General features: G+C 68.7%; 21 protein-coding genes. 11 read left to right on the forward strand and 10 right to left on the reverse strand.

Annotation, left to right across the window (positions count from 1 at the left end):
* Nucleotides 1–105 precede the first annotated feature (105 nt).
* From ASD72_RS09305 to ASD72_RS09315, 3 genes are all read right to left on the reverse strand, one after another.
* Entirely contained in the window at nucleotides 106–579 is a 474-nt protein-coding gene (locus ASD72_RS09305; RefSeq protein ID WP_056879621.1) for a hotdog fold domain-containing protein, read from the reverse strand.
* Between the two features lie 64 nt (nucleotides 580–643).
* Nucleotides 644–3,121, reverse strand: a complete 2,478-nt coding sequence (locus tag ASD72_RS09310) for an acyl-CoA dehydrogenase (RefSeq protein WP_056879622.1) — start codon at nucleotides 3,119–3,121, stop codon at nucleotides 644–646.
* Entirely contained in the window at nucleotides 3,118–4,077 is a 960-nt protein-coding gene (locus tag ASD72_RS09315) for an alpha/beta hydrolase (RefSeq protein ID WP_081420245.1), read from the reverse strand. The genes ASD72_RS09310 and ASD72_RS09315 overlap by 4 nt, the downstream gene beginning before the upstream one ends.
* A 145-nt stretch (nucleotides 4,078–4,222) precedes the next feature.
* On the opposite strand from ASD72_RS09315, the gene ASD72_RS09320 reads away from it, so the two are divergent.
* Nucleotides 4,223–4,819, forward strand: coding sequence for a TetR/AcrR family transcriptional regulator (locus ASD72_RS09320; RefSeq protein ID WP_155944564.1), 597 nt, complete (start codon nucleotides 4,223–4,225; stop codon nucleotides 4,817–4,819).
* A gap of 6 nt (nucleotides 4,820–4,825) precedes the next feature.
* Here ASD72_RS09320 and ASD72_RS09325 read toward each other — a convergent pair whose 3' ends face one another.
* The 5 genes from ASD72_RS09325 to ASD72_RS09345 all read right to left on the reverse strand — a co-directional run bounded on the left by ASD72_RS09325 (nucleotide 4,826) and on the right by ASD72_RS09345 (nucleotide 7,476).
* A complete protein-coding gene (locus tag ASD72_RS09325; protein ID WP_155944565.1) occupies nucleotides 4,826–5,266 on the reverse strand; it encodes a hypothetical protein in 441 nt (146 codons plus the stop codon).
* A complete protein-coding gene (locus ASD72_RS09330; RefSeq protein WP_056879852.1) occupies nucleotides 5,263–5,715 on the reverse strand; it encodes a hypothetical protein in 453 nt (150 codons plus the stop codon). Before ASD72_RS09330 ends, ASD72_RS09325 begins: the two co-directional genes overlap by 4 nt.
* Nucleotides 5,716–5,839: 124 nt before the next feature.
* Nucleotides 5,840–6,196, reverse strand: coding sequence for a hypothetical protein (locus tag ASD72_RS09335; RefSeq protein WP_056879625.1), 357 nt, complete (start codon nucleotides 6,194–6,196; stop codon nucleotides 5,840–5,842).
* A 10-nt stretch (nucleotides 6,197–6,206) separates the two neighbouring features.
* Complete coding sequence (locus ASD72_RS09340; protein WP_056879626.1) at nucleotides 6,207–7,007, reverse strand: DUF2145 domain-containing protein; 801 nt, start codon at nucleotides 7,005–7,007, stop codon at nucleotides 6,207–6,209.
* A 22-nt stretch (nucleotides 7,008–7,029) separates the two neighbouring features.
* Nucleotides 7,030–7,476, reverse strand: coding sequence for a hypothetical protein (locus ASD72_RS09345; protein WP_056879627.1), 447 nt, complete (start codon nucleotides 7,474–7,476; stop codon nucleotides 7,030–7,032).
* Nucleotides 7,477–7,583: 107 nt separating this feature from the next.
* Between ASD72_RS09345 and ASD72_RS09350 the strand changes: the two genes are divergently transcribed.
* The 3 genes from ASD72_RS09350 to ASD72_RS09360 all read left to right on the forward strand — a co-directional run bounded on the left by ASD72_RS09350 (nucleotide 7,584) and on the right by ASD72_RS09360 (nucleotide 12,093).
* Nucleotides 7,584–8,327, forward strand: a complete 744-nt coding sequence (locus tag ASD72_RS09350; RefSeq protein ID WP_056879628.1) for a helix-turn-helix transcriptional regulator — start codon at nucleotides 7,584–7,586, stop codon at nucleotides 8,325–8,327.
* 204 nt (nucleotides 8,328–8,531) lie between these two features.
* Entirely contained in the window at nucleotides 8,532–10,322 is a 1,791-nt protein-coding gene (locus ASD72_RS09355) for a phosphoenolpyruvate carboxykinase (GTP) (RefSeq protein ID WP_056879629.1), read from the forward strand.
* 133 nt (nucleotides 10,323–10,455) lie between these two features.
* A complete protein-coding gene (locus ASD72_RS09360; protein WP_056879630.1) occupies nucleotides 10,456–12,093 on the forward strand; it encodes an NAD+ synthase in 1,638 nt (545 codons plus the stop codon).
* Between the two features lie 69 nt (nucleotides 12,094–12,162).
* Here the strand turns inward: ASD72_RS09360 and ASD72_RS09365 are convergent, their stop codons facing one another.
* A complete protein-coding gene (locus tag ASD72_RS09365) occupies nucleotides 12,163–13,050 on the reverse strand; it encodes an outer membrane protein assembly factor BamD (protein WP_056879631.1) in 888 nt (295 codons plus the stop codon).
* A gap of 117 nt (nucleotides 13,051–13,167) precedes the next feature.
* On the opposite strand from ASD72_RS09365, the gene rluD reads away from it, so the two are divergent.
* The 4 genes from rluD to ASD72_RS09385 are packed head-to-tail and all read left to right on the forward strand — an operon-like array spanning nucleotide 13,168 to nucleotide 15,830.
* Nucleotides 13,168–14,142: a 23S rRNA pseudouridine(1911/1915/1917) synthase RluD gene (rluD, locus tag ASD72_RS09370; RefSeq protein ID WP_056879632.1), complete on the forward strand. Its 975-nt coding sequence runs from the start codon at nucleotides 13,168–13,170 to the stop codon at nucleotides 14,140–14,142.
* Entirely contained in the window at nucleotides 14,139–14,909 is a 771-nt protein-coding gene (pgeF, locus tag ASD72_RS09375) for a peptidoglycan editing factor PgeF (RefSeq protein ID WP_056879633.1), read from the forward strand. The genes rluD and pgeF overlap by 4 nt, the downstream gene beginning before the upstream one ends.
* Nucleotides 14,894–15,427 (forward strand): DUF4166 domain-containing protein, encoded by a 534-nt coding sequence (locus tag ASD72_RS09380; RefSeq protein WP_056879634.1) that lies wholly within the window; start codon nucleotides 14,894–14,896, stop codon nucleotides 15,425–15,427. Before pgeF ends, ASD72_RS09380 begins: the two co-directional genes overlap by 16 nt.
* Nucleotides 15,417–15,830 (forward strand): thiol-disulfide oxidoreductase DCC family protein, encoded by a 414-nt coding sequence (locus tag ASD72_RS09385; RefSeq protein WP_056879635.1) that lies wholly within the window; start codon nucleotides 15,417–15,419, stop codon nucleotides 15,828–15,830. Before ASD72_RS09380 ends, ASD72_RS09385 begins: the two co-directional genes overlap by 11 nt.
* 445 nt (nucleotides 15,831–16,275) lie before the next feature.
* Here ASD72_RS09385 and ASD72_RS09390 read toward each other — a convergent pair whose 3' ends face one another.
* Nucleotides 16,276–18,708 (reverse strand): TonB-dependent receptor, encoded by a 2,433-nt coding sequence (locus ASD72_RS09390; protein WP_056879636.1) that lies wholly within the window; start codon nucleotides 18,706–18,708, stop codon nucleotides 16,276–16,278.
* A 330-nt stretch (nucleotides 18,709–19,038) separates the two neighbouring features.
* On the opposite strand from ASD72_RS09390, the gene ASD72_RS09395 reads away from it, so the two are divergent.
* From ASD72_RS09395 to clpB, 3 genes are all read left to right on the forward strand, one after another.
* On the forward strand, nucleotides 19,039–19,515 hold the full coding sequence (locus tag ASD72_RS09395) for a DUF3574 domain-containing protein (RefSeq protein ID WP_056879853.1): 477 nt from the start codon (nucleotides 19,039–19,041) through the stop codon (nucleotides 19,513–19,515).
* A gap of 73 nt (nucleotides 19,516–19,588) precedes the next feature.
* On the forward strand, nucleotides 19,589–21,172 hold the full coding sequence (locus tag ASD72_RS09400; protein WP_056879637.1) for a hypothetical protein: 1,584 nt from the start codon (nucleotides 19,589–19,591) through the stop codon (nucleotides 21,170–21,172).
* A 129-nt stretch (nucleotides 21,173–21,301) separates the two neighbouring features.
* On the forward strand, nucleotides 21,302–23,890 hold the full coding sequence (gene clpB, locus ASD72_RS09405; RefSeq protein ID WP_056879638.1) for an ATP-dependent chaperone ClpB: 2,589 nt from the start codon (nucleotides 21,302–21,304) through the stop codon (nucleotides 23,888–23,890).
* Nucleotides 23,891–23,991: the final 101 nt, after the last annotated feature.

Genomic DNA, 23,991 nt, shown 5'->3' on the forward strand with positions numbered 1-23,991 from the left:
CGGGAGCGGCGTGAGTCGCGATCGCGCGGCATCCATCCGCGCTGACGTCGGGCCGCGCCAGTCGGTTTCAGGCGCGACTCACGTCGCTCCCACAACGGCGACTCGTCATCGCGCCGGCTTCGGCGACACCCACATGCGGATGCTGGCGCGGAATACGGGCTCGCCGCCCGGGTCGCTGACCACCACGTCCATCGGCAGGTCGTAGCCTTCGGCGGACTCGCGCGGCTCGAAGGCCGGCGTGGCGACCGCGTGCATCGTGCCCACTGCCTTCTTCAGATAGTCGACGGTCATGCCCTTCGGGATCCAGCGCATCGAGGGCGGGATGCTGACGTCGGTGGTCAGCCCGCCGACGAACTCGGCCAGGTTGCACAGCGCGATCGCGTGGACCGTGCCCAGGTGGTTGGTGACCGATCGGCGATGGCGGATGGTCGCCTCGCCGCGGCCGGGCTCCAGCCGCACCATGCGCGGGCCGATGCTGCCGAAGTACGGCGCCTTGAAGCAGATCAGGCGCGAGAACAGCCAATGGCCGAGGGGCTTGCGGCTCAGGCTGCGGTAGATATTCAGGACGTCGGCGCTCATCGTGGGCTCCTGTCGCGACGACGGCGGGACATGCCCGCCGTCGTCGTGTCTTTCGTGGTGGACGTCAGGCCGCTTCGCGCGGCTGCCGCTTGGTCTGCGGCAGGTCGTAGTAGCTGGCGGCACGCAGCTCGTGCACGTCGAAGTCGTCCACGGTGATCGTATCCAGCGTGATCGCGCGCAGCTCTTCCAGCTGCTTGCGTTCCTCGATGGTGATCCAGCCCTCGCGCACGCCTTCGTCCAACTGCGCGCTGTAGTCCAGCGCTTCGATGTCCTTGGTCTTCAGCGCTTTCAGGAACTTGCGCTCCACCGGCTCGGCGGCCACGGCCGCGGCCAGGTAGCTGTCGATGCGGCCGCCGGGGTTGTTCTCGCACGGGGTCAGGAACACGCCCTGGCCCAGGCGGTCGCGCGCCTCGTTGGGCGCCATCAGCAGCATGGCGACGCGATGGCTCAGGCGATCGCCCGGGGCCACGGCGCGGCGGCCGAACGGGAACACCACCGGCCACAGCAGCCAGCCCAGCGGCTTGATCGGGAAGTTGCGCAGCGCCTGCGACAGCGCCAGTTCGATTTCGTAGGCGCTGTTGTGGAAGGCCCAGGCCAGCAGCGGCTTGTCGGCCTCGGGCGTGCCTTCGTCGTGATGGCGCTTCAGCACCGCGCTCATCATGTAGAGGTGGCTCAACACGTCGCCCAGGCGGCCGGACAGCGATTCCTTGAACTTCAGCTTGCCGCCCAGCGCGCCCAGCGAGACATCGGTCAGCAGCGCCAGGTTGGCGGCGTAGCGGTCGAGCTTGCGGAAGAACTTCTTCGTGTATGCGTCGCCCGGTGCCGCACCGATCTTCGAACCGGTGATGCCGAACCAGAACGAGCGCACCGCGTTGGAGATCGCATTGCCGATGTGCGGGTACAGCACGCCGTCGAGCATGCCGACGCCGGCCTGGGCGTCCGGGTCCTGCGCCGCGCGCATTTCCTTGATGATGTACGGATGGCACAGGATCGAACCCTGGCCGAAGATCAGCAGACTGCGCGTCATGATGTTCGCGCCTTCCACCGTGATGGCGATCGGCGAGGCCTGCCACGCACGACCGGCGAAGTTGCGCGGGCCGAGGATGATGCCCTTGCCGCCGACGATGTCCATCACGTCCTTGGCGACATCGCGGCCCATGTTCGTGCAGTGGTACTTGGCGATGGCCGACGGCACCGACGGCACGTCGCCGCGGTCCACGGCGGCCGCGGTGGCCTGCGACAGCGCGCTGATCGCGTAGGCCTTGCCGCCGATGCGGGCCAGCGCTTCTTCCACGCCCTCGAAGCGGCCGACCGACAGGCCGAACTGCTTGCGGATGCGGGCATACGCACCGGTGACGCGCGCGCCGGCCTTCGCGCCGCCGCTGGCGGTGGAAGGCAGGGTGATCGAACGACCCACGGCCAGGCACTCGTTGAGCATGTTCCAGCCCTTGCCGGCCATTTCCACGCCGCCGATCAGCTGGCTCAGCGGGATGAACACGTCCTTGCCGTGGATGGGGCCGTTCTGGAACGGCGAGTTCAGCGGGAAGTGGCGACGGCCGACGTCCACACCGGGGGTGTCGCGCGGCAGCAGCGCCAGGGTGATGCCGATGTCGCGGGTGTCGCCGAGCAGACCGTCCGGGTCGTACATGCGGAAGGCGAGGCCGATGATCGTCGCGACCGGCGCCAGGGTGATGTAGCGCTTGTCGAACGTCAGGCGCAGGCCGAGCACGTTGGCGCCGTTCCACTCGCCCTTGCAGACGATGCCGTAGTCGGGGATCGAGGTCGCGTCGGAGCCGGCGAACGGACCGGTCAGGCCGAAGCAGGGCACTTCCTGGCCGATCGCCAGGCGCGGCAGGTAGTAGTCCTTCTGTTCCTGCGTGCCGTAGTGGTTGAGCAGTTCACCCGGGCCCAGCGAGTTGGGCACGCCGACGGTGGAACTGACCACGCTGCTGACCGACGCGATCTTCTGGATCACCTTGTGGTGCGCCAGCGCCGAGAAGCCGAGGCCGCCGTACTGCTTCGGGATGATCATGCCGAAGAACTTGTTCTTCTTGATGTAGTCCCACAGCTCCGGCGGCAGGTCGGCGTGGATGTGGGTGATTTCCCAGTCGTTGGTCATCTTGCACAGCTCTTCCACCGGGCCGTCCAGGAAGGCCTGCTCTTCGGCGGTGAGCTGCGGCTTCGGGTACGCGAGCAACTTGTTCCAGTCCGGGTCGCCGGTGAACAGGTCGCCTTCGAAGCCGACCGAACCGGTTTCCAGTGCGATGCGCTCGGTCTGCGACAGCGGCGGCAGCGCGCGGCGCAGGAAGCCCAGCGCGGGCGCGGTGATCAGCGGCTTGCGGATCGCCGGGATCAGCAGCGGTACCGCGATCGCGAGCACCACCAGCGCGGCGACCAGCGTCGCGGTGGGATTGGCGCCCAGCAGCCAGCACGCGACCAGCAGGCTGGCGGTGATCGCCGCCCAGTAGGCGAGCCGGATCCGGTGGTAGGCGGCGAACGCGCCCGCCAGCAGGAACGCGAGGAAGGGGATGACGATGCTCATGGGGTTGCTCCGGACACGGATTCGGTTACATCGGATTCGCCACTGCCCGGCGCGGCCGGCAGGCCTGCCAGGTATTCCAGCACGGTGGCGGTAAATGCGTCGTTGTCGTCGCCGGCCACCATGTGGGTGGCCTGCGGCAGGTGCACGTGGCGCGCGTGCGGCACCAGCGCCTTGAATTCCTCGACGGTCTTCTCCGAGACCAGGTCGCTGCGACCGCCGCTGATCAGCAGCACGGGGCACTGCACGCGGCGTGCGGCCTCGGCGATCGCATCCTGGTGCTGGGCGCTGTCGCGCGCGAGTTCATCGACCAGGCGCGGGTCCCAGTGCCAGCGCCAGCGGCCATCGGCGCCTTCGCGCAGCAACTCGCGCAGATCGTCGGGCGATTTGCGCGTGCGCCGCTGCGGCTGGTACGCGGCGATGGCATCGGCGGCCTGGTCGAGCGAGTCGAAGCCATCCGGGAACGCGGTCATGAAGGCGAGGATGCGCTGCAGGCCGGCGTGTTCCCAACGCGGGGTGATGTCCACCAGCACCATCGCGCGGAACAGGCCCGGCCAGCGCGATTCGGCGATCAGGCCGAACAACCCGCCCATCGACGCGCCGACCAGCACCGGCGGTTCCGGCTGCTCGCCGGCCACCACGATCAGGTCGTCCGCGAACTGGTCGCCGGTATACGGCACGCCGGCCGCATTGCGATCCGAGTCGCCATGGCCGCGCGCGTCGTAGGCCAGGCCTGCGTATCCCTGCGCGGCCATCGCCTGGCCGGTGCGGTTCCATGCGCCACGCGTCTGGCCGAAGCCATGCGCATAGACGAGTGCGGGGTGGGCCTGCAGTGCGCGCGGAGACGGGAAGCGACGCACCGCGAGTGCGAAATCCCCCTGGCCGCTCAACACGCGATCCAGCACACCGGCGGTCGTGCCGGTGGCGGCGTCATGGGCAGGAAAGGCGCTCTTCACCATACGGTCAAGTATGGGCTCCCGCGTTTAGAGTAGTCAATCGGTTCGCGAAACGGGTTTCGGATGCAACCGATTGATTTGGCTTTATTTGTTGTGCGGCGCAGCATACATACCGCTACACACCGCGCCGTATGGTTAAATGCGGAACATGAACACACCCAGCCCCGAAAGCACGTCCACGCCCATCCGCAATGCGCGCCTCAGCGCGGACGACTGGGCGCAGGCCGCCCTCGACCTGATCGCGGAGCAGGGCGTGTCGGCCGTGGCGGTGGAACCGCTGGCGCGCCGCCTCGGTGTCACCAAGGGCAGCTTCTACTGGCACTTCCCGTCGCGCGATGCCTTGCTGCAGGCCGCGCTGGAGCGCTGGGAAGCGGTGGAGCAGGAAAGCATCTTCGGCAGCCTGGAGCAGGTGGCCGATCCGCGCGAACGCCTGCGCGCGCTGTTCCAGCTGGTCGGCCACGAAGTGAAGCCGCACATCATCTACAGCGAATTGCTGAAGGCGCTGGACCATCCTTCCGTGCAGCCGGTCATCGATCGCATCTCGCAGCGTCGCCTGGAATACCTGGTGGCGATGTTCCGCCAGGCCGGCCTGCAGCGCATCGATGCCACGCACCGCGCGCGCCTGACGTACGCGGCCTACGTGGGCTTCCTGCAGCTGTCGCTGCAGTTGCAGCAGCCGCGGATGACCTCGGAAGAATTCGAGACCTACCTCGAACACGTCATCTCGACGTTGATTCCGACGTAAGGGCGTTCAAGCGGGCGGCGGGCGCGAGCACCGGAGCTGGTCCGGTGCCAGCCACTCGGCCTGCAGGTACGCAGGCTTGCCCTCGAACTCCACCGGCGTCGGACTGATCTCCACCTGGTAGTCGATCCGGCGTCCCAGGCAGTTCGTGCAGGCGCGGGCGGCGACGACCCGCATGCGGGTGCCGGGTTCGAGCACCCGCAGGAATGTCATCTCGGGTCCCGTGAACCCGGGGTTCCAGATTGATACGTAGTCGGTCTGCCGATGCGGCGACGAGGGCAGTGTGACGCCGTGGGCACGCGTGTAGGTCGTCAGTTCGCAATCGAGTCCGATCCGCGCGCGATGGGCCCGGTTGTGGGACACATCGCGATACCGAGCCTCGCATGCGACCAGGGACGCCACCGCCATGAACATGAGGAGCGCGCGGACGCCGCGGCCGATCATGTTCAAGGCGCCGTCGCGCCGCTGCCTGCATTGTCGGCCGATGGTGTCACTGCGACGCTGCCCCGCTTCAGCTCCGACAGCCTCACGATCACGTACGCCAGCAGCGCCACGGCGAAGAACGCCAGCAGCATCCAGGCGATGCCCTGCAGCGTTTCGATCACCGTGCGATAGACCTCCAGCACCCAGCGTTCGGTGGTCAGCGCGATGATCCGCGCCTTGTCCTTGTCCATCCACTGCGGCGCCGTGATGTAGCGCTCCAGTTCGTGGATGCGCACGCCGGACGACACACCGACCACCAGCGTGGCGAACTGCATGTAGCGCAGCCACGCCTTGCTGATGTCGTCGGCGATGATGCGGGTGAGGATGCGCTCGATCGGTGTGGAGAACATCCACGTGACGCCCCAGGCGACCGCGGCGGACAGCAACAGGGTGACGGCGAGCAGGGTCAGGAACATGTCGGTCTCCTCGATAAAGTGGTTGCGCAGGCCGCGCGGCCCGCTCCCGCATGCCATGCAGGGTGCGCGCTTGTGCCTGGCATGCAGGTCATGCGGATGGCTCGCCTGCCTGCCGCGCGCTCCGTCATTCGGGTAGCCCTGGGAACAATCCCCAGAACGCGATCGCGAGAAGACAGCTGCAGGCCAGTGCCTGCAGAGGCGCGTGCGACCCAGGCTGCGGCCGCAGGATGCCCAGGACGACACGTCCTGCGAAAAACAGGCCGGTGGCCGCACCGAGGATCGGCAGTTCGATCAGGTTCGCCAATGACTTGTCGCCGCTGTGGATAGCGGTCAAACCCATCCAGACGGCGTACGGCGCGAGCAGTTGCAACGCGTCAGCGAGGCGGAAGCGCACGCGCTCCAGGACGAAAGAGGCGGGCAGCAATCCGAAGATCAGGGCCGGCAGCACGAACAGCACATACAGCGCGAACAGGTCCGTCATGGTGCGTGCCTCACGCCGGCCCCATCGCCGCCTGCCGCACGCCGCCGCGCCACTCCCGTTGCTCGCGCATGTACCCGCTGCGCTCCAGCCAGCGGAAGATCGAGCGCACGGTGACGACGGGGTAATCGCCGGACAGGCGCGTGCCGACGGAGTGATCGGTGAAGTCGGTGTTGGCGGAGAACAATCCGCCCAGCACGCGCTTGGAATAGGCGATGTGCACCGTGTCCGGCACGAAGCCGTCGCCGCGGGCGAAGGCGTAGGCACTGCGGCGGTCGTAGATGCCGCGGTCGGCGAGGGCGGCGGCCATCACTTCGACGATCCACGCGGTGGAGTTCTGGTAGTCCTCGCTGCCGGGCCGCGCAATCAGGTTGTAGCGTGGATGGTGCAGGCTGTGGCGTGGCATCTGCTGCAGCCTTGCAGCCAGCCGGTCGGCGACATCCGGGGCGAACCAGACGATACGCAGGTCCTGGTTCACCAGGTCGTCGGCGAAGAAGTTCACCAGCCCCTGCGCATACAGGCCGGAGCGGTCGCTGCCGCATTCGTTGAGCAGGTGCACCACGGTCCACCGGCCTTCGGCGTGGTCGCGCACCGCGAAACCGGCGTGGCTGTAGACCAGGCCCTGCTTCGACAGGTCGGTGCCGACGCGCGCGATCAGCGCCACCGGTGCATCCACCTCGTCCAGTTGCTGCGCCGCCAACAGGGCGGTGCGCGCAGCGTCCGCCACCTTGTGCGGTGGCATCTCCAACTGCTTGCAGGCATCGCCCGCGCGTGCCGTCCCTGGCACTGCGAGGACGAAGGCGAAAAGAAGCATTGCGAATGCGCGCATCACGCGATCACCCGCCGTAGCGATGGCTGTGGATGTGCGGGCGCGCGGCGTCGTTGGCGATGAAGCACAACGCCTCGCCGGCCGCGCTGAGGATCCACCCGGTCGCCACCACGGTGACGCTGATCGCCGTGCCCACCGCGATGCCCAGGCGCCGGATCGCTTCCACGCTCAGGTAGACCACGAACGAGGCCCCCGCGACCGCGCCCGCCGTGGCGACCGAGACCGTCACCGCCACGCTGCCGGCCACCACCGCCACGCCGGTGACCACCGCGGAGGCGCCGTGGCCGAGCGCGTGGATCACCGCCACCGGCACCTCGATCGAGGCCTCCAGGCTGGCTTGCGACATCCGGCTGGCGCCGTCGGACTGCGGTGCGGCGTGGGCGGGCAGGGCCAGGCCACCCGAGAGGGCAGTGGCCAGGGCGAGGGTCAGCGAGCGGGCGATCAGGCGGGGCATGAGGGGTCCTCCGGGGTGCCGCAGCCTTGCCCCGGGCCGGGGCGCGGTTCAACCGGCATCGACGAGGTAAGCTCCCGCGCAACACTTGGTATAGGAATGCGCTACCGATGGCCGTCTCGGTGGACCTGATTGATGCACTGAAGCGTTGCCTGCGCGCGCAGGACCTGACCTACCGCGAGCTGGCCGTCCGCATCCGGATGAGCGAGGCGGCGGTCAAGCGCATGTTCTCCCGCCGGGCGATGAGCCTGCAGCGGCTGGAGCAGATCTGCGAGGTGCTCGACGTGGGCCTGGCCGAACTCAGCGCCGAAGCCTCGCGCGGGCGCAAGGCGATGGCGCTGCTGAGCGAAGCGCAGGAGCAGGCGCTGGTCGACGAGCCCACCCTGCTGCTGGCCTTGTTCCTCACCCTCAACCGCTGGCGCGAGGATGACGTCATGGGCCACTTCGGCTTCACCCCGGCTCAGTGGACCGGGCTGCTGGTGAAGCTGGACCGGCTGGGCATCATCGAGCTGATGCCCGGCAACCGCGGCCGCGCGCTGACGGCGCGCAACTTCCGCTGGCGCGCCGACGGGCCGATGGAGCGCTACTTCCGCCACACCTTGCTGTCGGATTACTTCGCCGATCCCTTCGACGGCGAGCAGGACGCGCTGCTGCTGCTCAGTGGCAGCCTCAGCATCGACGGCGTGAAGCAACTGCGCCAGCGGCTGGAGGAAGTCGCGCGCGAGTTCGACGCCCTGCTGGCCCGAGACGCCACCCTGCCGGCCGAAGACCGGGTGGGCGTCAGTCTGGTGCTGGCGCAGAAACCCTGGCTGCTGCAGCTGTTCAACCCCTACCGGCGCTCGCGCGAGGCGTAGTCGGCGCGGCGGAGATCGGGCTCCGAGCCCCATCTCCCGTGATTCTCTTTCGTCGCTGAGATCGGCGCGTTCGTCCTCCACCCTCCGTGGCCCACCGTCGCCATCCCGGCCACCGGCTGACCGTCCGCCGGTCTCGGCCGCGTTCTCCTCGTCAGCGGGACAAGACATTGGTATCATTTTGGTCTGACTTTTCGAGGGTGGCGCATGAACGCAGCGGTCGATGTTTTCAAACGCAACGAATTTCAGGGCAGTTCGCTTGAAGCGTTGAATGCCTGGGTTGCCGAGGTCGCCGCGCTCACCCACCCCGATCACATCCACTGGTGCGATGGCAGCGATGCCGAGAACGCGCTGCTGACGAAACAGATGCTGGCCGACGGCACCCTGCTGCCGTTGAACCCCGAAACCCACCCGCACAGCTGGCTGCACCGTTCCAGCCCGAGCGACGTGGCACGCGTCGAACACCTGACCTTCGTGTGCACCGCGCAGCCCGACGATGCCGGCCCCAACAACCACTGGATGGCCCCGGCCGAGGCGCACGCGAAGATGGACGCGCTGTTCGCCGGCTGCATGCGCGGACGCACGCTGTACGTGATCCCGTACTGCATGGGCCCGATCGATTCGCCGCTCTCGCGCTGCGGCGTGGAGATCACCGATTCGCCGTATGTGGTGGCGAACATGCGCATCATGACCCGCATGGGCGCACCGGCGCTGGCGCGGATCGAGCGCGAAGGTGCGTTCGTGAAAGGCCTGCACTCCACCGGCGAACTCGACCCGGACCGCCGCTTCATCATGCATTTCCCCGACGAGCTGACCATCAAGAGCTTCGGCTCCGGCTACGGCGGCAACGCGCTGCTGGGCAAGAAGTGCCACGCCTTGCGCATCGCCTCGCACCAGGCGCGCCATGAAGGCTGGCTGGCCGAGCACATGCTGATCGTCGGCATCGAGAACCCGCAGGGCGAAACGCATTACATCGCCGCCGCGTTCCCGTCGGCGTGCGGCAAGACCAACCTGGCCATGCTGATCCCGCCGGAAGGCTATCGCCAGGCCGGCTGGAAGGTATGGACCGTCGGCGACGACATCTGCTGGATGCGCCCCGGCGCCGATGGCCGCCTGTATGCGATCAATCCGGAAGCCGGTTTCTTCGGCGTGGCGCCGGGCACCTCCGACAGTTCCAACCCGAACGCGCTGGCCACCATCAGCCACCACACCATCTTCACCAACGTCGCCGTCACCGACGAGCAGGAGCCGTGGTGGGAAGGCCTGGACACGCGCACGCCGGCGCTGGACTGGCAGGGCCGCAAGTTCGATCCGGCCAACGGCCCGGCCGCGCACCCCAACTCGCGCTTCACCGTGTCCGCACGCCAGTGCCCGAGCTACTCGACCAAGGCCGAGGATCCGCAGGGCGTGCCGATCAGCGCCATCGTCTTCGGCGGCCGCCGCGCCTCGCTGGTGCCGCTGGTGTTCGAAGCGCGCGACTGGACGCACGGCGTGCTGGTCGGCGCGGCGATGGGCTCGGAAACCACGGCCGCCGCGACCGGCGCGGTCGGCGTGATGCGCCGCGACCCGATGGCGATGAAGCCGTTCTGCGGCTACAACTTCGCCGACTACTTCGCCCACTGGCTGTCGTTCGACCAGGCCGGTGCGAAGCTGCCCAAGATTTTCCACGTGAACTGGTTCCGCAAGGGCGGCGACGGCAAGTTCCTGTGGCCCGGCTTCGGCGAAAACCTGCGCGTGCTGGAGTGGATGATCCAGCGCGTCGAGGGCAAGGCCGACGCGGTGGAAACCCCGATCGGCCACCTGCCGCGCGCCGAGGACCTGAACCTGGAAGGCGTGGCGCTGAGCGATGAAGCGCACGACCTGCTGTTCGGCTTCGACCGCGCCGGCTGGCAGGCGGAGTTCGCCGGCATCGGCGACTACCTCGAGGAATTCGGCGCCCGCACCCCGCAGGCGCTGAAGGACGAGCAGCAGCGCATCGCCGCCCGCCTGGCCCACTGATTCCCCGCCTCGCGCATCCTGTTTCCTGCGCAGCCCCGCGTGCGTCCCGGACGCCGCGGGGCTTTTTTATGCGCGCCCGCCCGGTGCGCGGGGTCTGGGATAATGGGCGGGTTCGCTCCCACCGAAGGCCGACATGACCCAGACCCTCCGCATCGCGATGGCGCAGTTCGATTTCCCGGTCGGCGCGGTCGCGCAGAACAGCGAGAGCATCCGCCGCATGATCGCCGAGGCGCGCGACGAGTACGGGGCCGACGTGGTGCTGTTCCCCGAATTGGCGGTCAGTGGCTATCCGCCGGAAGACCTGCTGCTGCGGCCGCGCTTCCTGGCCGACTGCGAGACGGCGCTGCGGGAGATCGCCGCCACCACGCACGGCATCGTCGCCGTGGTGGGCTGGCCGCAGAGCGCGGGCAGCGTGGTGTACAACGCGGCCAGCGTGCTGCGCGACGGCGCGGTCGAGGCCACCTACCGCAAGCGCGAACTGCCCAACTACGCGGTGTTCGACGAGCGCCGCTACTTCGACGTGGACCCGGATGGCGGCGCCTGCACCTTCGAGGTGAACGGCGTGTCGCTGGGCCTGGTGATCTGCGAAGACCTCTGGTTCCCCGAGCCGCTGGCTGACACCGCCGAGGCGGGCGCCGTGCTGACGCTGGTGCCCAATGCGTCGCCGTTCGACCGCGACAAGCATGCGCAGCGCGATGCGTTGATCGCCGAGCGCACGCGCGAGACCGGCATGGCGCTGGCGTACCTCAACGTGGTGGGCGGGCAGGATGCGGTGGTGTTCGACGGTGCCTCCGTGGTCGCCAACGGCGACGGCACCGTGCATCCGGCCGCGGCGGCCTTCACCGACCAATGGCTGGTCGTCGACTTCGACGTGGCCACGCGTGCGTTCAGTCCGGTGGTGTGGATGGACGACGGCGACGAGAGCCGCGATGCGCTGGCGTGGCGCGCGATCGTGCGCGGCATCCGCGACTACTGCGGCAAGAACGGGTTCTCGAAGGTGTGGCTGGGCCTGTCCGGCGGCATCGATTCGGCCATCGTGCTGGCGCTGGCGGTGGACGCGCTGGGCGCGGAGAACGTCACCGCGGTGCGGTTGCCCTCGCGCTACACCGCCGGCCTGTCCAACGACCTGGCCGCCGAACAATGCGCGGCGATGGGCGTGAGGCTGGAAGCGATCTCGATCGAAGCGCCGTTCAAGGGCTTCCTGGACGCACTGGGCCCGATCTTCGGCGACAAGCCCGCCGACACCACCGAGGAGAACCTGCAGTCGCGCAGCCGCGGCGTGATCCTGATGGCGCTGAGCAACAAGTTCGGCGGCCTGCTGCTGACCACTGGCAACAAGAGCGAATACGCGGTGGGCTACGCCACGATCTACGGCGACATGTGCGGCGGCTACGCGCCGATCAAGGACCTGTACAAGACCGAGGTGTTCGCGCTGGCGCGCTGGCGCAACACGGTGGGCGGCGCGCCGGTGATCCCGCCGGCCGTGATCGACAGACCTCCGTCCGCGGAACTGCGCGAGAACCAGAAGGACCAGGACTCGCTGCCGCCGTACGACGTGCTGGACGCGATCCTGTTCCGCTACGTGGACCTGGAGCAGTCGCGCGACGAGATCGTCGCCGCCGGCTTCGACGCCGCCACCGTGGACCGCATGCTGCGGCTGGTGCGCATCAACGAATGGAAGCGCCACCAGGCCGCGCCCGGACCGAAGGTCTCGCGCCGCGCATTCGGCCGCGAACGCCGCTATCCGATCACGAACAAGTACGCGCTGTAGCCGGACGCCGGTTCCGCAGGAAAAGAAAAAGGGCCTCGCGGCCCTTTTTCGCTGCTGACCGCGAGGCGGTCAGTCCTTGTTGCGCTTGTCGACGGTGTTGCTGGACTTCTCGCCGGCGAACGGGTTCAGGCGGCGCACCATCCACGTGTACTTCGGGAAGTCCCCGGTCAACCACGGGTGCTGCGGGTCGTTGAGTTCGAGCACGCGCTTGGCGTCGGCGGCGAGCGCCTCGTTGCCCAGCTGGGTGTAAGCCTCGGCGAGCACGGCGACGGCGTCGTTCTGGTAGGCGCTCTGCGGGTAGGTCTCCAGCAGGTACTTGGCGCGGCTCGCGGCGGACACCCAAGCGTCGCGGCGCAGGTAGTAGATGGCCGTGTCCAGTTCGTGCAGGGCGAACTGGTTGCGCAGCGCCACCATGCGCTGGCGCGCGTCGGCGGCGTAGCGGCTGTTCGGGTAGCGCTCGGCCACGGTGTTGAAGTCGCTGTAACCCTGCATCGGCGTGGCCAGGTCGCGGCGGCTGGCATCCAGGCGCCAGACCTTCTGCAGGAACACCGTGTCGCGGTTGGAATTGGCCAGCCCGCGCAGGTAGTACATGTAGGGGATGTTGCGATGCGTGGGGTAGGTGCGGATGAAGCGGTCGACCGTGGTGACCGCATCGTCGAGCTTGCCGGACTTGTATTCGGCGTAGGCGGTTTCCATCAGCGCCTGCTCGGTATACGGACCGTAGGGGTACTGGGCGATCAACTGGCGGAACCGGACCACGCCGCGCTCCCAGTTGTTCACCTGCATGGCCTGGTGGGCTTCCTGGTACATCACCTCGACCGGCTGGTTCTCCGGCGCTTCCTTCTTCTTGAAGATCTTGCCGCAGCCGGTCCCGGTGAAGGCGATCACCAGCGCGAGCAGGGCGAGGCGGGCGGGTGCGGAGAGGCGGGCGGAGCGGGGAAGGGCACGCTGGGTCATGGGCTGGCGGCAGGCCGCGGCAGGGAAACAGGCCGTCGATGATAGCCTAGGCGCCGCCCTCGCCATGAACAATCGGCCAATAGGACCGAAGCCGAGGCTTCCCTGGACGCTTTCCGTATGACCGACACCGACTCCCCTGATACCCCCCGCACGGCCATCGTGCCCGCCAGCGCGGCCGGCCGCCGCTTCGACGCCGCCCTGGCGGAGCTGTTCCCCGAATTCTCCCGCTCGCGCCTGACCGAGTGGATCAAGTCCGGCAACGCGTTGCTGGACGGGCAGGTGGTGCGCCCGCGCGATCCCGTGCGCGGCGGCGAAACCGCCAGCCTGGACGTGGTGCTGGATACCCAGACCCACGCCGAGCCGGAGGACATCCCGCTGGACATCCTGTACGAGGACGCCGACGTCTTCGTCCTGGACAAACCCGCCGGCCTGGTGGTGCACCCCGGCGCCGGCAATCCGACCGGCACGCTGGTGAACGCGCTGCTGTTCCGCGACCCGTCGCTGTCGGCGCTGCCGCGCGCAGGCATCGTGCACCGCCTGGACAAGGACACCTCCGGCGTCATGGTGGTGGCGCGCACGCTGCCGGCGCACACCTCGCTGGTGGCCCAGCTGGCCTCGCGCGACGTGCATCGCCAGTACCTGGCGGTGGTGGTCGGCGCGATGGTCTCCGGCGGCACCGCCGATGCGCCCATCGACCGCCACCCGCGCGACCGGCTGAAGATGGCCGTGCGCGACGACGGCCGCGACGCCACCACCCACTACCGCCTGCGCGAACGCTTCCGCGCGCATACGGCGCTGGAATGCCGCCTGGAGACGGGCCGCACCCACCAGATCCGCGTGCACATGGCCCACATCAAGTACCCGATCGTCGGTGATCCGCTGTACGGCGGGCCGCTGCGCCTGCCCAAGGGCGCCAGCGAGGACCTGGTGGCGGTGCTGCGCGGCTTCCGCCGGCAGGCCTTGCATGCCGAGACCCTGGAGTTCGCCCATCCGGTGAGCGGCGAACCGGTGCGCGTGACCGCGCCGGTGCCGGCCGACATGGTGGCGTTGCTGGCGGCCCTGCGCGCGGACACCCAGGCGCAGCGCAAGTGAATCGTGCGCCCGTCGTCGCGGCCGACTGGCCCGCACCGGCGGGCGTGCATGCCTTCACCACGCTGCGCCATGGCGCGGGCGTGTCGCAGGCGCCGTTCGACCACTTCAACCTGGGCAACAAGTACGCGGCCGATGGCGATGATCCGGCCGCGGTGGCGCGCAACCGTGCCGAGCTGGCCGAGTTGGCCGGCCTGCCTTCCACGCCGCACTGGCTGAAGCAGGTGCACGGCGTCGATGTCGTGCGCGTGGACGCGCCGGCGGGCCCCGATGCCGCCGAGCCTGAAGCCGACGCGCTGGTCACTTCGGCGCCCGGCGTGGTGCTCGCCATCCTGACCGCCGACTGCCTGCCCGTGGTGTTCGCGGCGAAGGACGGCCGCGAGATCGCCGCCGCGCATGCGGGCTGGCCCGGCCTGTCCAAGGGCATGCTGGAAGCCACGCTCGCCGCGATGGAGGCGCCGGCCGCGGACGTGGTCGCCTGGATCGGCCCAGCCGCTGGACCGCAGCGCTACGAAGTCGGCGGAAACGTCTTCGACGCCTTCGTGTCCCAGGATGCGGGTGCGACTGTGGCGTTCGCGCCCACGCGTCCCGGCCACTGGCTGGCCGACCTGCCCGCGCTGGCGCGGCGCCGCCTGGTGGCCTGCGGCATGCGGGCCGAGGACATCCACGGCGGTGATCTCTGCACGATCAGCGAACCCGCCCGTTTCTTCTCCCACCGCCGCGACGGCCGCAGCGGGCGTATCGCCACCTTGGCGTGGATGCAGCCGTAAGTCCGCTGTTCACGGCGTTGCTGGGGCCGGCGTTTGTTGGGCTGCCGGTGCCGGTGCGCGCGTTGCATGCCGCGCAGGGCCTGCGCCGGTATGCCGGCGACGTCGAGGTCGAGCGCGGTATCGGCCTGCTGTCGCGACTGGTCGCATCCGCCACCCGCCTGCCGCCCGCAGGCACCGGTCCGTTGTGCGTCGAGATCGATGCGTCGCCCGACGAGGAACGCTGGACCCGCTTCATCGGCGGGCGCACCATGCCTTCGCGGCTGTGGCGCGACGGCGACGTGCTGTGCGAACGGCTCGGGCTGGCGACGTTCGGCTTCCGCTTGGCGGTCGTGGACGGTGTCATCGAATGGCGCGTCGTGCGGGTCCGCGTGTTCGGTGTGTCGTTGCCGGCGCGCTGGTTCACCGGCGTCGGTGCGCGCGAATCCGCCGAGGACGGGCGTTACCGGTTCGACGTATGGGCATCGTTGCCTATCGCCGGATTGCTGGTGCATTACCGCGGGGCGCTCGATGTCGATTGAGCGCACCGCCGCGAACGGCCCGGTCATCGTGTTCGACGGCATCTGCGTGCTGTGCAACGGTTGGGTGCGCTTCCTGCTGAAGCACGACCGCGCGGGGCGCTACCGCTTCGCGGCGATGCAGACCGACGCGGGCCGCGCACTGCTGGCGGGGCACGGGCTGGATCCCGATGATCCGGCGTCGTTCCTGTTGGTGGACGGCGTGCAAGCATGGACGGACAGCGATGCGATCCGTCGCGTGCTGACCGGCCTGGGCGGTGCCTGGCGCCTGGCGGGCGTGATGGCGGTGGTGCCGCGCGTCGTGCGCGATCCGCTGTACCGCTGGGTGGCGCGGAACCGGTACGGCTGGTTCGGGATGACGGCGTGCCATGTGCCCACCGAGGACGAGCGCGCGCGCTTCCTGTAGGAGCGACGCGAGTCGCGACCGTAGCGTGGGATGGCCCGTTGCATGGCGACGGATTCTTCATGCTTCGCTGCAGAGCGGYGTCCACGTGGTTCGCCGTCCGTGCGCATTGCGATGCGACAGCATGTCTTCGCTAAGCTCTACGTCTTTAAGCGGTGTCCACGCAGTTCGCCCCCTCCGTGCGCATTGCGATGCGACAGCATGTCTTCGCTAAGCTCTACGTCTTTAAGCGGTGTCCACGCAGTTCGCCCCCCCGGGCGCGTGGCGACGCGTTCCTCTCCCTGCATGCCGTGAGTTTCTTGCTGCGCGGTCTGACCGTCCGGGCGCCGGCGCGCAGCTGGCCAGCCAGCCGCTGCGTGCGACGGTTGCCCGCCCGTTCCCGTGCCGCGGCGCCCGTCCGATCAGTTGGTGGCCGCCTCCGCTGCGGAGGCGGCGATGCACATGGGTGTCAGAAGGTGTAGCGCACCCGGGTGTAGTAGTACGCGCCGTTGCTGCCGATGGGCGACAGCACGTCGTAGGGCAGGTTGCCGAAGTAGTAGATGTCCTCGTTCGACAGGTCCGGGTACTCGTCGGTCAGGTTCAGGCCGCCCAGCGCCACGCTCCACTTCGAGGAAACCTTGTATTCGACTTCCGCGTCGAGCTGCCATTCGGCGCCGTAGCGCTGTTCCGGCTCGAAACCGCCGCCGAAGTTGAACACGCGCTTGGCGCTGCCGTGGCGGCTGACGCGGCCCAGCAGGTTCCAGCGGTCGCTGTCCCAGTTCGCGGTGAACTGCGCGCGGGTGCGCGGCGCGGCGTCGGTCAGCGTGTTGCTTTCTTCCACGCCGAACAGCACGTAGTCCGGGTCCAGCGCCAGCAACTGGGCCGGGGTCGCGACGATGTTCTTCAGCTCGGTCTTCGCGTAGCTGTAAGTGCCGGTCAGCAGCAGGTTGCCGCCGGCCAGCGCCTGCCGCCAGTTCGCCACCAGCTCGACGCCCTGCGTGCGGGTGTCGGCGGCGTTGGTGAAGTAGCTGACGCTCTGCACGCCCGGCACGCCGAACTCGGCGTCGATGAAGTCGGTCAGCGCATCGCCGGTGATGCTTTCCGACAGTGCGACGCGGTCGTCGATCTCGATATGGAACACGTCCAGCGACAGGTCGAAGTGCTCGCCGATCCGGCTGGTGAAGCCCAGGCTGGCGTTGATCGACTTCTCCGGATCCAGGTCCTGTGCGCCCAGGGCGCGGGCGATCGGATTGTTGACCGACAGCAGGCGGCCCTGGGTCAGCTGGCCGGCGGCGTTGTAGCCGGTGGAGGTGGACTCGTAGCCGATCTGCGCCAGCGACGGCGCGCGGAAGTTGTTCGACAGCGCGCCGCGCAACGCGAATGCCGGGGCGAACTCGTAGCGCGCCGCCACCTTGCCGGTCAGCTCGCCGCCGAAATCGCTGTAGTGCTCGTAGCGCACGGCGACGTCGGTGGTCAGCTTCTCGCCGAAGCGGCTGGACAGCGCCGCGTAGAGGCTGGCGACGTCGCGGTCGAGGTTGGCCACGTCCTGTGGGGTCAGGCCGCCGCCGGCCTGCGAGCCCGTCGGCCGGTCGGTGTACGGGCCGGCCGCGTAGCTGGCCGGATCGCCGGCACCGGTGTCGTACTCCTCGAAGCGGAATTCCGCACCGAACGCGAGGTCGTGGCTGGCGGTGCCGCGATCGAATCCGCGGCTCAGGTCGAGGTTCGCCAGCGTCTGCGTGGACTCGTAGTCGCCGGTCTTGAAGCGGGTGGGGCTGGTCGGGCCGAGCGATGCGTTGAGCGAATCGCGCAGGCGGTAGGTGAAGGTATTGCTGCCGCGGTTGAGGCTGGCGTCGTAGTTCCAGCCGCCCCACTGCCCGCGCACGCCGCCGACCGCGGCCACGTCCTGGTTCTCGCCCAGCGACACGGGGCGGTACCCGTTGGGGTAGACCTCGGGCCAGTTGGACACGCCCTCCGGATAGCGGAAGTAGTTGGCGCCCACGGTGTCGCGCTTGTTGTAGGTGCCGAACAGGTAGAACTCCGCGGACTCGCCCAGCGGAATGCCGGTGTTGATCCAGGCGTTGAGGTCCTTCGAGGCGCCATCGCCCAGGTGGTAGTTGCGCTGGCCTTGCACGGCGAGGTTGGCCGGGGTCTGGTCCCACGGCGGCACCTGGTCGAAGCCGGCGCGGTTGGTGGCCTCGCGGTTCTTCAGTTCGAAGCCCACGCGGAAGAAGCCGCCATCGCCGACCGCGGTGCCGACCTTGCCGGAAAGGAAGCTGGTCTGGCCATCGGTGAGGGTCTGGCCGATCGGCTCCACGTCGGTGTGGTGCAGGCCGAAGCTGGCTTCCCATGCACCGCCTTCGGGCGCGTCGTCGAGGATGATGTTGACCACGCCGGCCACCGCGTCCGAGCCGTACTGCGCGCCGGCGCCGTCGCGCAGCACTTCGATGCGCTTGATGGCGCTCACCGGGATGGCGTTGAAGTCCACCGGCGTGGTGCCGCGGCCGATCTTCGAGCCGGTGGTCACCAGCGCGGTGGTGTGGCGGCGCTTGCCGTTGACCAGCACCAGCACCTGGTCCGGCGCCAGGCCGCGCAGCTGCGCCGCACGCACATGGTCGGCGCCGCCGGAGTTGGACTGGCGCGGGAAGTTGAATGAGGGCAGCAGCGCCTGCAGCGCGCTGCCGAGTTCGCCGTTGAGCACGCCGGCCTTGCGGATGTCCTCGGCGGTCAATACGTCGATCGGCGAGGTGGATTCCAGCGCCGTGCGGTCGCTGGCGCGCGTGCCGGTGACGATCACCGCGTCGAGATCGGTGGTGCCATCGGCCGGCGCCTGCTGGGCGACGGCGGGAAAGGCGAGGACAAGCGCGATGGCAGCGCCGAGCGGCGCCACGGTGGGGCGGGACATGGAAACTCCTGGCGGGTGGGGTACGGGAGAGGGTGGTGCGACGACGGATGCGTTCAGCGGCAACGACAGCCGCAGCCGCCGGCCCCACGGGGGGAGAGACCAGGAGGGACGCGGGCGGCTACGGGTCGTGCGATCGGCATCGGGACAAGAGGTGTCGTGTGGGTCGTCGTTCCCGGTCTATGGCGTGCGCCGGGGTGACTGAACCATACCTCGCCGGTTCTCCTTCATGACCGTCACCGACCATGGCGTGATCCCATGTCGTCATTCCCAGCGGTTATTTCGATGCGCGATGATGTCCGCCGACAGTACGCGTCCCCACTGGAGTTCCCCATGCTGTTGAGAAGTCTTTTCCTGGCCACCGCGTTGCTGGCCGTGTCCGGATGCGCCAGCGTGCGCAGTGCCGATGCACCGACGGCCACCACCTCGTCGCTGCAGGGCGATGCGCTGCGTCCCGGACAGGCCACCGGCTGGGTGCGCAGCGAACTGTATTTCGGCGTCGGCAAGGAGACGGGACCTGCAGACCGCCCGCAGGCCGAGACGATCACCGAGGAGCGCTGGCGCGCGTTCCTCGACAAGGAGGTGACCTCGCGCTTCCCCGACGGGCTGACCGTCTTCGACGCCTACGGCCAATGGCTGTTCCGCGACGCGGGCGAGCCGAACCGCCTGAAGACCAAGGTGCTGGTGGTGCTGCACGAGGACACGCCGCAGCGTCGTGCCGACATCGAGGCGATCCGCCTGGCGTGGAAGCAGGCCACCGGCCACCAGTCGGTGCTGTGGTCGCGCCACGCGGTGGACGTATCGTTCTGAACCCGGTGCGCCCGCCGGTCGCGCGGGCGCTTATGCTGGCGGCTTCCCGCCCACCCCACTGATTCCCGACTCCATGACCGCATCGGCTTCTTCCGTGCGCCGCTGGTTCGTACCCGGCGACCTCAACGGCTTCTTCGGCCTGGTGGTGGACAACCTGTCCATCCTCGGCTTCATCGCCGCCGCGCTGATCGGCATCTTCCAGTTCCCGGCCGAGGTGGTGTTCACCCGGATGTTCCCGGGCACCGCGCTGGGTGTGCTGGTCGGCAACCTGATCTACACATGGATGGCGCATCGCCTGGCGGCGAAAACCGGCCGCGACGACGTCACCGCGATGCCGCTGGGCCTGGATGCGCCCACCAGCATCGGCATGGCGCTGCTGGTGCTGGGCCCGGCGTTCGTCGGCTTCAAGCAGGCCGGCCTGGACGAGCAGGCGGCGGCCACCGCCACCTGGCAACTCGGCATGGCCGCGCTGGTGGTGATGGGCGTGCTGAAGCTGGTGCTGTCGTTTTTTGGCGACGCGGTCACGCGGGCGGTGCCGCGCGCGGGCCTGCTCGGCTCCATCGGGGGCGCGGCGCTGACGCTGCTCGGCTTCCTGCCGCTGATCGAAACACTGCGCCAGCCCATCGTCGGCTTCGTCACCTTCGGCCTGCTGCTGTACGTGCTGGTGGCGAAGGGCAAATTGCCGGTGAAGCTGCCAGGCGTACTGGTGGCCTTCATCGTCGGCACCGCGCTGTATTACGCGCTCGGCCTGTCCGGTCTGGGCGCGCCCGGCTTCAAGGTGCCGGACGCAGTACCGCTGGCGGTGACGCTGCCGCTGCCCACGCTGGGCTGGCTGGACGGCCTGGCCTACACCGTGCCGTATCTCCCGCTGCTGTTGCCGTTCGGCCTGCTGATGGTCGTCGGTGGCATCAACGTCAGCGAGAGCGCACGTGCGGCCGGCGACGACTACCGCACGCGTGACGTGCTGCTGGCCGAAGCGGTGTCCACGCTGGTCGCCGGTGTCTGCGGCGGTGTGGCGCAGACCACGCCGTACATCGGCCAGCCCGCGTACAAGCACATGGGCGCGCGCAAGGGTTACACGCTGCTGACCGGGCTTTTCATCGGCCTGGGCGGCGTGCTCGGCTACGTATCGGGACTGGTGCAGTGGCTGCCGGTCGCGGTGCTGGCGCCGATCATCGTCTACGTGGGCCTGGACATCACCGTGCAGGCGTTCACCGAAACGCCGCGCAAGCACGCCATCGCGGTGGCGCTGGGTTTCCTGCCGTCGGTCGCGTACCTGCTGACGATCAAGTTCGGCAATCCGGCATGGATCGCGCCCGACCACTTCGCCGGCCTGTACGAAGGCGTCGACGGCCATGGCCTGCCGGACCTCGCCACCATCGTCACCCTGGGCAACGGCTTCATCATCACCGCGATGATCTGGACCACCGCGCTGGTGGCGATGATCGACGGGCGCAACGGCCGTGCGGTCGTCGCGCTGCTGGTGGGCGCGGTGCTGACGCTGTTCGGCATCATCCACTCGGTCGATCCGCGCGGCGGCATCTACCTGCCGTGGGACGTCGAAGGCCTGCGCGCGACCATCCTGTGGCAGTTCGCCGGTGCCTATGCCGCGCTGGCGGTGCTGCTGGGCCTGCTGTCGCTGCAGAAGAAGGCATGACGCGTGCCCTGTAGGAGGGGCTTCGGGCTGAATCGCCGTCTCGCGGCCTCTTGAAACACCGCCGCTTAACCGCATCTGGGTAGCATCGGCTGGCGTTCGCCGGCCCCGACTTCCCTTGAGGCTCTCCCGATGCGGATGGACAAACTGACCTCGCGTTTCCAGCAGGCGCTGGCCGACGCGCAGTCGCTGGCCGTGGGCCGCGACCACACCATGATCGAACCGGTGCACGTGCTCACCGCGCTGCTGGAACAGCAGGGCGGCAGCACGCGGCCATTGCTGTCGCAGGCCGGCGTCAACGTGCCCGTGCTGCGCGAGCGGCTGGGCGAAGCGCTCGACAAGCTGCCGAAGGTGACCGGCCAGGCCGGCAACCTGTCCATCGGCAACGACCTGGCGCGCCTGCTCAACGTCACCGACAAGCTGGCGCAGGACAGTGGCGATACCTACATCGCCAGCGAATGGTTCCTGCTGGCCGCGCTGGACGACAGCGGCGCCGCGGGCCAGGAGTTGAAGGCCAGCGGCGCCGACAAGCAGAAGCTGCGCGCGGCCATCGAGCGCCTGCGCGGCGGCGAGAAGGTGCAGTCGGAGAACGCCGAAGACCAGCGCCAGGCGCTGGAGAAGTACACCATCGACCTGACCGAGCGCGCCGAGATCGGCAAGCTGGATCCGGTGATCGGCCGCGACGAGGAAATCCGCCGCACCATCCAGGTCCTGCAACGCCGCACCAAGAACAACCCGGTGCTGATCGGCGAGCCCGGCGTGGGCAAGACCGCCATCGTCGAAGGCCTCGCCCAGCGCATCGTCAACGGCGAAGTGCCCGAAGGCCTGCGTGGCAAGCGCGTGCTGTCGCTCGACATGGGCGCCCTGATCGCCGGTGCGAAGTTCCGCGGCGAGTTCGAGGAGCGCCTGAAGGGCGTGCTCAACGACCTGGCCAAGAACGAAGGCCAGATCATCCTCTTCATCGACGAGCTGCACACCATGGTCGGCGCGGGCAAGGCCGAGGGTTCGATGGATGCCGGCAACATGCTGAAGCCCGCGCTCGCGCGTGGCGAACTGCACTGCATCGGCGCGACCACGCTGGACGAGTACCGCAAGTACGTGGAAAAGGACGCCGCCCTGGAGCGGCGCTTCCAGAAGGTGTTCGTGGGCGAACCCAGCGTCGAGGACACCATCGCCATCCTGCGCGGGTTGAAGGAAAAGTACGCCGTGCACCACGGCGTGGAGATCACCGACCCGGCCATCGTCGCGGCCGCGCAGCTGAGCCACCGCTACATCGCCGACCGCCAGCTCCCGGACAAGGCCATCGACCTGATGGACGAAGCCGCCAGCCGCATCCGCATGGAGATCGATTCCAAGCCGGAAGAAATGGACCGGATGGAGCGCCGGCTGATCCAGCTCAAGATCCAGCGCGAGGCGCTGAAGAAGGAGAAGGACGCGCAGTCGAAGCAGCGCCTGGCGGACCTGGAAACCGAGATCGAATCGCTGCAGCGCGAGTTCAACGATCTCGAGGAGATCTGGAAGGCCGAGAAGGCCACGCTGACCGGCGCCACGAAGATCAAGGAGCAGATCGAGCGCGTGAAGCTCGAGCTCGAGGCCGCGCAGCGCAAGCAGGACTATGCGCGGATGAGCGAGTTGCAGTACGGCCAGCTGCCGGCGCTGGAGAAGCAGCTGTCGGCGGCGCAGGAAGCCGAGCAGAAGGGCTTCCGCCTGCTGCAGGACAAGGTCACCGACGAGGAGATCGCCGAGGTCGTCAGCCGCTGGACCGGCATCCCGGTCAGCAAGATGCTGGAAGGCGAGCGCGAGAAACTGCTGCAGATGGAGCAGTCGCTGCGTGGCCGCGTGATCGGCCAGGAAGAGGCGATCAAGGTCGTGTCCGATGCGGTGCGCCGGTCGCGCGCCGGTATCTCCGATCCCGACCGTCCGAGCGGTTCGTTCCTGTTCCTCGGCCCGACCGGCGTGGGCAAGACCGAGCTCTGCAAGGCGCTGGCCGAATTCCTGTTCGACAGCAGCGACGCGATGATCCGCATCGACATGAGCGAGTTCATGGAGAAGCACGCGGTGAGCCGCCTGGTCGGCGCGCCCCCGGGCTACGTGGGCTACGAGGAGGGCGGTTACCTGACCGAGGCCGTGCGCCGTCGCCCGTACAGCGTGATCCTGCTCGACGAAGTCGAGAAGGCGCATCCGGACGTGTTCAACATCCTGCTGCAGGTGCTGGACGATGGTCGCCTGACCGATGGCCAGGGCCGCACGGTGGACTTCCGCAACACGGTCATCGTGATGACGTCCAACCTGGGCTCCAGCCTGATCCAGGAGCTGTCGGACGACACGCCCGAGAGCTACACGCAGATGAAGGCCGCGGTGATGGGCGTGGTGCAGGCGCACTTCCGGCCCGAGTTCATCAACCGGCTGGACGACATCGTCGTCTTCCATCCGCTGGACAAGGCGCAGATCCGCGAGATCGCCCGCATCCAGACGCGCTACCTGGCCAAGCGCCTGGCCGAGCGCCAGATCGTGCTGGAGCTGGACGACTCGGCGCTGATGCTGCTCGGCAACGTCGGCTTCGACCCGGTGTACGGCGCGCGGCCGTTGAAGCGCGCGATCCAGGCGCAGTTGGAGAATCCACTGGCGCAGAAGATCCTGTCCGGCGAGTTCGGGGCGGGTGACCACGTGCGCGTGCACGCGGCGGGCGGACATCTGCAGTTCGAGCGCGCGCCGCGCTGACGTCGCGACCACGGGCGGACCGACGAACGGTCCGCCCGCGCGGTAGGTAATGCGTGAAGTTGCCGCGGCGCGCCGCAGCACTCCCCGCTCTTGCGTTTCCG

Origin of the sequence: Pseudoxanthomonas sp. Root630 (assembly GCF_001427585.1) — a bacterium.
In the GTDB taxonomy this organism is placed as follows: domain Bacteria; phylum Pseudomonadota; class Gammaproteobacteria; order Xanthomonadales; family Xanthomonadaceae; genus Pseudoxanthomonas_A.

Bases quoted from the DNA above. Each gene is read 5' to 3' on its own strand.
- rluD (WP_056879632.1), top strand. From the start codon at position 13,168: ATGACCGACACCGACTCCCCTGATACCCCCCGCACGGCCATCGTGCCC.
- ASD72_RS09335 (WP_056879625.1), bottom strand. From the start codon at position 6,196: ATGACGGACCTGTTCGCGCTGTATGTGCTGTTCGTGCTGCCGGCCCTG.
- ASD72_RS09355 (WP_056879629.1), top strand. From the start codon at position 8,532: ATGAACGCAGCGGTCGATGTTTTCAAACGCAACGAATTTCAGGGCAGT.
- clpB (WP_056879638.1), top strand. From the start codon at position 21,302: ATGCGGATGGACAAACTGACCTCGCGTTTCCAGCAGGCGCTGGCCGAC.
- ASD72_RS09315 (WP_081420245.1), bottom strand. From the start codon at position 4,077: ATGGTGAAGAGCGCCTTTCCTGCCCATGACGCCGCCACCGGCACGACC.
- ASD72_RS09385 (WP_056879635.1), top strand. From the start codon at position 15,417: ATGTCGATTGAGCGCACCGCCGCGAACGGCCCGGTCATCGTGTTCGAC.
- ASD72_RS09365 (WP_056879631.1), bottom strand. From the start codon at position 13,050: ATGACCCAGCGTGCCCTTCCCCGCTCCGCCCGCCTCTCCGCACCCGCC.
- ASD72_RS09310 (WP_056879622.1), bottom strand. From the start codon at position 3,121: ATGAGCATCGTCATCCCCTTCCTCGCGTTCCTGCTGGCGGGCGCGTTC.
- ASD72_RS09305 (WP_056879621.1), bottom strand. From the start codon at position 579: ATGAGCGCCGACGTCCTGAATATCTACCGCAGCCTGAGCCGCAAGCCC.
- ASD72_RS09390 (WP_056879636.1), bottom strand. From the start codon at position 18,708: ATGTCCCGCCCCACCGTGGCGCCGCTCGGCGCTGCCATCGCGCTTGTC.
- ASD72_RS09400 (WP_056879637.1), top strand. From the start codon at position 19,589: ATGACCGCATCGGCTTCTTCCGTGCGCCGCTGGTTCGTACCCGGCGAC.
- ASD72_RS09330 (WP_056879852.1), bottom strand. From the start codon at position 5,715: ATGTTCCTGACCCTGCTCGCCGTCACCCTGTTGCTGTCCGCCGCGGTC.
- ASD72_RS09345 (WP_056879627.1), bottom strand. From the start codon at position 7,476: ATGCCCCGCCTGATCGCCCGCTCGCTGACCCTCGCCCTGGCCACTGCC.
- ASD72_RS09340 (WP_056879626.1), bottom strand. From the start codon at position 7,007: ATGCTTCTTTTCGCCTTCGTCCTCGCAGTGCCAGGGACGGCACGCGCG.
- ASD72_RS09320 (WP_155944564.1), top strand. From the start codon at position 4,223: ATGAACACACCCAGCCCCGAAAGCACGTCCACGCCCATCCGCAATGCG.
- ASD72_RS09350 (WP_056879628.1), top strand. From the start codon at position 7,584: ATGGCCGTCTCGGTGGACCTGATTGATGCACTGAAGCGTTGCCTGCGC.
- ASD72_RS09395 (WP_056879853.1), top strand. From the start codon at position 19,039: ATGCTGTTGAGAAGTCTTTTCCTGGCCACCGCGTTGCTGGCCGTGTCC.
- ASD72_RS09360 (WP_056879630.1), top strand. From the start codon at position 10,456: ATGACCCAGACCCTCCGCATCGCGATGGCGCAGTTCGATTTCCCGGTC.